Genomic DNA, 7,580 nt, shown 5'->3' on the forward strand with positions numbered 1-7,580 from the left:
ATCCATGTGAACGGCGAGCTCGACGAGCTGGTTGAGGCGCTGCATGCAGCCGAGCGGATGCTGCGCGAGGGCGGCCGCCTCGTGGTGGTGACGTTCCATTCGCTCGAGGACCGGATCGTGAAGCGCTTCTTCGCCTCCCGCGGGGGCAAGCTGCCATCGGGCTCGCGCCATCTGCCGGGTGTTGCGGAGAGCGAGGCGCCTTCCTTCGAACTGCCGTTCAAGGGCCACATCGCCGCGAGCAGCGAGGAGGCCGCGCGGAACCCGCGTGCGCGCTCCGCCAAGCTGCGCGCCGGAATCCGCACGGCGGCAGCGCCCATGCCGGCGATTGTGGACGAGATCGGCCTGAGGCTTCCGCATGGGACCCGCCACTGATGCACAAGTTCCTGAATTTCATCCTGGTCATGACGCTGCTGGCCTCCGGCTTCGTGCTCTATTCGCTTGAGCACGAGACGCGCGGTCTGGAGCGCGAGATCAGCAAGCATGAGCGCGCCATCGCCGAGGAGACGGAGAACATGCGGCTCCTCAATGCCGAATGGTCGAGCCTGACGAGGCCCGACCGGCTGCGCGCGCTGGCCGAACAGCACCTCGGCCTGTCCACCCTCAAGGCCAGCCAGATCGTGACGCTCGAGGAGATCGCAAGCAAGGTGCCGGCCGAACCCGTGATGAAGCTCGAAGCCGAAGGCTCCGACCCGATCGGCGCCATCATCGACAAGATGCAGGTGCAATGACAGAGCCCGCCACAGACCGCCTGCCGGAGGACGAGGCGCCCCGCCGCCTCGCCGGGCAGAACCGCATCCGCCTGATCGCCATCTGTTTTGGCTTCGCCTTCCTGGCCATCGCCGGGCAGCTGACGCGGCTCACCATTTTCCCCATGATGGAAGAGGCAGCACCGCGCATCGCCGCCGAGGACCGGCTGCCGCGTCCCGACATTATCGACCGCAATGGCGTGCTGCTGGCCACCGACGTCGCCGTGGCCTCGCTCTATGCCGATCCCTCCAAGATCATCGACATCGACGAGGCGATCGAACTCCTCACCGCGACCGTGCCCGACCTCGACGCGCGCGAGCTTCGCCACAAGCTGACAACATCGAAGCGTTTCGCCTGGCTGAAGCGGCAGGTCTCGCCGGAGGAGCGCGACGCCGTCTACAACCTTGGCATTCCCGGTGTGAGCTACGTGAACGAGCGCCGCCGCGTCTATCCGCAGGGCCGCCTCGGTTCCCATGTGGTAGGTTACGTCGACCTCGACACGAAGGGCATCGCCGGCATCGAGAAGTTCCTTGACGGGCAGGGCGCGCTCTATACCGCGTCATTGGCCGAGCCTGCAGAGCGGCGGACGCAGCCCGCGCAGATGTCGATCGACATCCGCGTGCAGGCGGCGATGATCGACGAAATCTCCAAGGCCATCACCAAGTTCAGCGCCATCGGCGGCGGCGGCATCGTGATGGACATCACCACGGGCGAGGTGCTCTCGCTCGTGTCTCTCCCGGACTTCAACCCGAACCAGGAGAACAAGAACTTCACCAAGGAACAGCAGAACCGGATGACGAGCGGCGTCTATGAGCTTGGCTCCGTCATCAAGGCTGTTACCTTCGCGATGGCCTTTGACTACGGTACTGCCAGTCTCGAGAGCCTCTATGACGCGCGCTTCCCGCTGGTGATCGGCAGCGCCCGCATCAATGACTTCCACGCTGAGCGCCGGGTGCTGAGCGTGCCGGAAGTGTTCACCCATTCCTCCAACATCGGCACCGCCAAGATGGCGCTCGACGTCGGTCTGGAACGCCACCAGGAATTCCTCAAGCGGGTCGGGCTGTTCGACCGGCTGCAGACCGAGCTGCCCGAAAGCGCAAGGCCGCTGCTGCCGAAACGCTGGAGCAGGCTTGCCACGGCGACGGCAGCTTTCGGCCACGGTTTTGCCGTCCAACCTCTGCAGGGTGCGGCAGTCGTTGCAGGATTGCTGAATGGGGGACACATGATGACGCCCACCCTGCTGAAACGCAGCGGGGAAGAGGCGATGGCCATGGCGCAGACGATCGTCAAGCCCGACACCAGCGAGAAGATGCGCTACCTGTTCCGGCTGAACGGGATCGAGGGCTCCGCGTCGAAGGCCGATGTCATCGGCTACCGCGTGGGCGGCAAGACGGGCACCGCCGAGAAGGTGGTGAACGGGCGCTATTCCAAGGACAAGCGGCTCGCCTCCTTCATCGGCGCCTTCCCCATGGATGCGCCGCGCTACCTGATCCTGGTGATGCTGGATGAGCCCAAGGCCACGCCTGAAACCTATGGCTTCGCCACTTCGGGCTGGAATGCCGTGCCGACGGCGGGGCTGATCATCGAACGCATCGCGCCGATGTTGGGCGTGGCGCCCGTTTTCACGCCGGAAGACCTCGACAAGCTCGCCAAGCTCGAGGCTAAGGCCAAGAAGAGGAACTGACGCGCAGGTGAGGACCCTCGGCCAGCTGATTGCAGGTGAAGCCCCGGTTCCGCCGGGGGCGGAAGGCCTTGCCGTGACGCATCTCACCGCCGACAGCCGTACGGTGATACCGGGCTCGGTTTTTGTGGCGCTGCCGGGAACGGCCGCCGACGGCCGTACCTTTATTCCGCAGGCCATCGCAAAGGGCGCTGTTGCCATTGTGGCGGCAGGAAGCGCCGCCGCAGCGGGCGTTCCGCTCATCACGGCGGATGACCCGCGCCGCCTGTTCGCGCGCATGGCCGCGCGCTTTTATGGCGCGCAGCCGGACATTGTGGTGGCCGTGACCGGCACCAGCGGCAAGACTTCGGTGGCAACATTCGTGCGCGAGATCTGGACGGCAATGGGCTTTCGCGCCGCGAGCCTCGGCACGGTGGGCGTCGTCTCGCCCGACGGCACGATGGAACTCGAACACACGACGCCCGATGCCATGACGCTGCAAGAGATTGCCGCCAAACTCGCGGCCGCGGACGTCGGGCATCTTGCCATCGAGGCCTCGAGCCACGGGCTGGACCAGCGCCGTCTCGACGGATTGCGCATCGCGGCCGCGGGCTTCACCAATCTCTCGCACGATCACCTCGACTATCACGCGAGCCTTGAGGATTATTTCGACGCCAAGATGCGCCTGTTCGAGGAACTGCTCATGCCGGGCAGTGCGGCCGTCATGAACGTCGACACGCCGCGCGGGCTGGAAGCGGCGCGCCGCGCCCGCGCCCGCGGCCTCGATGTGTGGAGCGTGGGGCAAGCGGGCGAAACGATCCGCCTGCTGAGTGTCACGCGGGGGCCGTCGGGACAGCATCTCGCCGTCAACGTCAGGGGCCGCCACCATGCCATTGACCTGCCGCTCGCCGGCGGCTTCCAGGTATCGAATGCGCTGGTCGCAGCGGGGCTGGTGCTGGCGACCGGCGGCGACGAGAAGATCGTGATGCATGCGCTGCAATCGCTGAAGGGCGCCAGGGGCAGGCTGGAACTCGCCGGGCGCAGCAGGACAGGGGCCGCGGTCTTCGTGGACTATGCCCACAAGCCGGACGCGCTTGAGAATGCGCTGGCCTCGCTTCGCCCCTATGCGCTGGGCAGGCTGCATGTGGTCTTCGGCTGCGGCGGCGACCGCGACCGGGCGAAGCGCCCGCTGATGGGCGAAATCGCGGCTCGGCTTGCCGACAGGGTCTATGTGACGGACGATAATCCGCGTTCCGAGGACCCTGCCGCGATCCGTGCCGCGATCATGGCCGCAGCACCCGGCGCCATCGAGATCGGCAGCCGGGCCGCGGCGATCCGTGCGGCCATCGATGCGCTGGAAGAAGGCGACGTGCTGGTGGTGGCCGGCAAGGGCCATGAGGAGGGGCAGAAGACCGGACATCAGGTTCTGCCATTCAACGATCATGAGGCCGTGAAGGCCGCAATCGAGGGACGCGAATACCATGGCTGAGGCCCTGTGGACGGTTGAGGAACTGCTGAAGGCCACGGGTGGAAAGCTGCATGGCGAGGCGAGGATGCCGCTCACCGCCGTGTCGATCGACTCGCGTGCGGTGAAGCCGGGCGACGTCTTCATCGCCATCAGGGGCGAGCGGCATGACGGGCATGACTTCGTGGCAAGTGCGCTGCAGGCTGGCGCCGGGCTTGGCGTCGTCTCCCGCGTGACACCGGAGATGACGGCGGCAGGACCCGTGCTCGAGGTGGCGGATGACCCGCTGAATGGCCTCGTCAACATGGGCCTTGCGGCGCGTGCGCGCTGCCACGGGCAGATCGTGGCCGTGACCGGCAGCGTCGGCAAGACCTCGACCAAGGAGATGCTGAAGGTGGCGCTCGAGGCCTCGGGCGCGACGCATGCCTCCGCCGCCTCTTTCAACAACCACTGGGGCGTGCCGCTGACGCTCGCCCGCATGCCGCGCGAGACCGCCTTCGGCGTGTTCGAGATTGGCATGAACCATGCCGGCGAGATCACGCCGCTGGTTGGCATGGTGAAGCCCAACGTAGCAATCATCACCACAATCGCGCCGAGCCACCTTGGCAATTTTTCCTCCCTCGACGGCATCGCCGATGCAAAGGCGGAGATCTTCACCGGCGTGGTGCCGGGCGGCCATGCCGTGATCAGCCGCGACACGCCCTATTTCGAGCGGCTGGCTGCGGCGGCGCGGGCCGCGGGCATCACCAGCATCGTGTCCTTCGGCAAGCACCCGGAGGCTGATGTGCGCATGGAGCAGGTGGCGCTGCACGCCGGGTGCTGCTGCATCACGGCGCGCATGTTTGGTGAGACTGTCACCTATAAGTTGGGAATTCCTGGCGAGCACATGGCGGTGAACAGCCTCTGCGTGCTGGCGGCAGCGAAACTTGCGGGCGCCGACCTCGCCCGCGCGGCGCTGGCGCTGGCCGAGGCCGCGCCCGCCAAGGGCCGCGGCGTGCAGCAGAGGTTGCGCATCGATGGCGGCGAACTGCTGCTGATCGACGAGAGCTACAATGCAAACCCCGCCTCGGTTTCCGCAGCCTTGGCGCTGCTTGGTGCAGCACAGCCGGGCTGGGGCGGCCGGCGGATCGCGGTGCTGGGCGACATGCTGGAACTTGGCGAGCAGGGTCCGCAGCTTCACGCCGGCCTGCTGGAGCCCATGGACGCGGCCAAGGTGGATGTCCTATACGCCGCAGGTCCTCTGATGGCGAATCTTTGGGCGCGGGTGCCAAGCGACAGGCGCGGGGCCTATGCCGCAACGTCAGAGGCATTGCGCGACGCCGTGCTCGCGGGGCTGAAGCCCGGCGACGTGGTGATGATCAAGGGTTCGCTCGGCAGCCGCATGGGGCCGCTGGTGGAGGCAATCAGAGCTGCCCACCCGCCGCTTTCCAAGGAGTCCTGATGCTTTTCCATCTGCTCACCAGCCTCACCGACGACATTTCCGCCTTGAATGTCTTCCGCTACCAGACGACGCGCACGGGACTGGCGATCATGACCGCGCTCATCTTCGTCTTCCTGTTCGGGCCGCGCATCATCTCGCTGCTCAAAGTGAAGCAGGGGCGCGGCCAGCCGATCCGCTCTGATGGGCCGCAGCGCCACATCGTCGAGAAGCAGGGCACGCCCACCATGGGCGGGCTGATGATCCTCTCGGGGATCTTCGTGGGAACCCTGCTGTGGGCGGACCTTCGCAACCTCTATGTCTGGGCCGTGCTGTTCGTCACGCTGGGGTTCGGCGCCATCGGCTTCTACGACGACTTCCTGAAGGTGACGAAGGCGACGACCACGGGCTTCTCCGGCCGGGTGAGGCTGTTGGCCGAGTTCGCCATCGCCGGGATCGCGGTGGCCATGTTCATGTGGATCGGCGAGAAGCCGCTCTCCACCTCGCTGGCCGTTCCCTTCTTCAAGGACGTGCTCATTCCCTTCGGCATCCTCTTCATCTTCGTGGGCATGTTCGTGGTGGTGGGTGCGGGCAACGCGGTGAACATGACGGACGGGCTTGATGGCCTGGCCATCGTGCCGGTGATGATCGCGGCGGCGAGCCTCGGCTTCATCGTCTATCTCGTCGGCAACTTCAATTTCTCGAACTATCTCGAGCTTCACTTCGTGAGGGGGTCGGGCGAGCTCGCCATCATCTGCGGCGCGATCGTCGGCGCGGGGCTGGGCTTCCTGTGGTTCAACGCGCCCCCCGCCATGATCTTCATGGGCGATACGGGCTCGCTGTCTCTGGGTGGCGCGCTCGGCGCCATCGCGGTGGCCGCCAAGCACGAAATCGTGCTCGCCATCATCGGCGGGCTGTTCGTGCTCGAAACGCTTTCGGTCATCATCCAGGTTGCCTCGTTCAAGCTGACGGGCAAGCGCGTCTTCGCCATGGCGCCGCTGCACCACCATTTCGAGCAGAAGGGCTGGAAGGAGCCGACCATCGTCATCCGCTTCTGGATCATCGCCATCGTGCTGGCCCTCATCGGGCTGTCCACGCTGAAGCTGAGGTAGGCCTTGTTCCCCGCCGCCACATGCAAGGGAAAGCGCATCGCCGTCTTCGGGCTGGCGCGCTCCGGCACGGCCTGCATCGAGGCGCTGCGGCTGGGCGGGGCCGAGGTCTTCGCCTGGGATGATTCCGGTCCCGCCGTCGAGAAGGCCCGCGCTGCCGGACTTCCCGTCGGCAATCTTCACGAGATCGACTTCGGCACGCTCGATGCGCTGGTGCTGAGCCCCGGCGTGCCGCTGACCCACCCCGAACCGCACTGGACGGTGCTGAAGGCGCGCCATGCCGGCATCGAGGTGATCGGCGACACCGAGATCTTCGCGCGCGAGGCCGCTGCCGCGGGCGCCCGGATCGTCGGCATCACCGGCACCAATGGCAAGTCGACGACCACGGCCCTGACCGGGCATGTGCTGACGCATGCGGGCCTCGACGCCGAGGTTGGCGGCAATATCGGCAAGGCGGTGTTCCTGCTGCGCCAACCCGTGAAGGGCCGGGTCTATGTGCTCGAACTCTCCTCCTTCCAGATCGACCTGATGCCGGGGCTGGCGCCTGATGCCGGCATCCTCACCAACATCACGCCAGACCATCTCGACCGCCACGGCAGCATGGAGAACTATGCCGCCGTAAAGGCGCGCATGTTCGCAAGGCTGGGGCCGGGCAGGACGGCGCTGTGCGGCGTCGATGATGAGTGGTGCGCCGCGATCGCGGAGACAGCGGCGGCAACGGGCGCCGACCTTCGCCGCGTGTCGGTGGTCAGGGACCTTTCGGACGGCATCTCCGCGCATGACGGGATCTTGCGCGACAGGCGCCAGGGCCGGACCGGAGCCGAGATCGACCTTCGCGGCATGGCCGCACTCAAAGGACGGCACAACTGGCAGAATGCTTGCATGGCCTATGGCGCGGCAGCCGCGCTGGGCGTGGCGCCAGACAGGATCGCGGCGGCGATGGCGGGCTTTCCCGGCCTTGCCCACCGCATGCAGCAGGTGGCGCGGGCAGGGACGATCGCCTTCGTCAATGATTCCAAGGCGACCAATGCGGATGCCGCGGAGAAGGCGCTCTCGTCCTTCGAGACCATTTACTGGATCGCCGGCGGAATCGCCAAGGCAGGCGGCATCGAGCCGCTGCGGCACCTGTTTGGGCGCGTGGCGCGGAGCTACCTGATCGGTCAGTCCACGGAGCAATTCGCC

At 66.5% G+C, this 7,580-nt stretch carries 7 protein-coding genes; all 7 read left to right on the forward strand.

The window, feature by feature from the left end:
* Nucleotides 1-372 (forward strand): 16S rRNA (cytosine(1402)-N(4))-methyltransferase (gene mraW / locus ACILRA_RS16605; protein ID WP_395663182.1); only part of this gene is annotated, 372 nt, incomplete at its 5' end.
* Nucleotides 372-728 carry a cell division protein FtsL gene (gene ftsL / locus ACILRA_RS16610; protein WP_395663183.1) on the forward strand — a complete coding sequence of 119 codons (357 nt, stop codon included), beginning with the start codon at nt 372-374 and terminating at the stop codon, nt 726-728. The genes mraW and ftsL, both read left to right, overlap by 1 nt.
* A complete protein-coding gene (locus ACILRA_RS16615; protein ID WP_395663184.1) occupies nt 725-2,431 on the forward strand; it encodes a peptidoglycan D,D-transpeptidase FtsI family protein in 1,707 nt (568 codons plus the stop codon). The genes ftsL and ACILRA_RS16615 overlap by 4 nt, the downstream gene beginning before the upstream one ends.
* A 7-nt stretch (nt 2,432-2,438) precedes the next feature.
* The gene (locus tag ACILRA_RS16620) at nt 2,439-3,896 is read left to right on the forward strand and encodes a UDP-N-acetylmuramoyl-L-alanyl-D-glutamate--2,6-diaminopimelate ligase (RefSeq protein ID WP_395663185.1); all 1,458 of its coding nucleotides are present in this window, start codon (nt 2,439-2,441) and stop codon (nt 3,894-3,896) included.
* Nucleotides 3,889-5,313 carry a UDP-N-acetylmuramoylalanyl-D-glutamyl-2,6-diaminopimelate--D-alanyl-D-alanine ligase gene (locus ACILRA_RS16625; protein WP_395663186.1) on the forward strand — a complete coding sequence of 475 codons (1,425 nt, stop codon included), beginning with the start codon at nt 3,889-3,891 and terminating at the stop codon, nt 5,311-5,313. Before ACILRA_RS16620 ends, ACILRA_RS16625 begins: the two co-directional genes overlap by 8 nt.
* On the forward strand, nt 5,313-6,401 hold the full coding sequence (gene mraY, locus ACILRA_RS16630; RefSeq protein ID WP_395663187.1) for a phospho-N-acetylmuramoyl-pentapeptide-transferase: 1,089 nt from the start codon (nt 5,313-5,315) through the stop codon (nt 6,399-6,401). Before ACILRA_RS16625 ends, mraY begins: the two co-directional genes overlap by 1 nt.
* Before the next feature lie 3 nt (nt 6,402-6,404).
* Nucleotides 6,405-7,580, forward strand: a 1,176-nt coding sequence (gene murD / locus ACILRA_RS16635; protein WP_395663188.1) for a UDP-N-acetylmuramoyl-L-alanine--D-glutamate ligase, incomplete at its 3' end; no start/stop codon positions are given.

It is taken from the genome of Aestuariivirga sp. (genome assembly GCF_044239095.1).
Lineage (GTDB): Bacteria > Pseudomonadota > Alphaproteobacteria > Rhizobiales > Aestuariivirgaceae > Aestuariivirga.

Excerpts from the sequence above, each read along its gene's own strand:
- ftsL (WP_395663183.1), top strand. The coding sequence starts at position 372 with ATGCACAAGTTCCTGAATTTCATCCTGGTCATGACGCTGCTGGCCTCC.
- ACILRA_RS16625 (WP_395663186.1), top strand. The coding sequence starts at position 3,889 with ATGGCTGAGGCCCTGTGGACGGTTGAGGAACTGCTGAAGGCCACGGGT.
- ACILRA_RS16615 (WP_395663184.1), top strand. The coding sequence starts at position 725 with ATGACAGAGCCCGCCACAGACCGCCTGCCGGAGGACGAGGCGCCCCGC.
- mraY (WP_395663187.1), top strand. The coding sequence starts at position 5,313 with ATGCTTTTCCATCTGCTCACCAGCCTCACCGACGACATTTCCGCCTTG.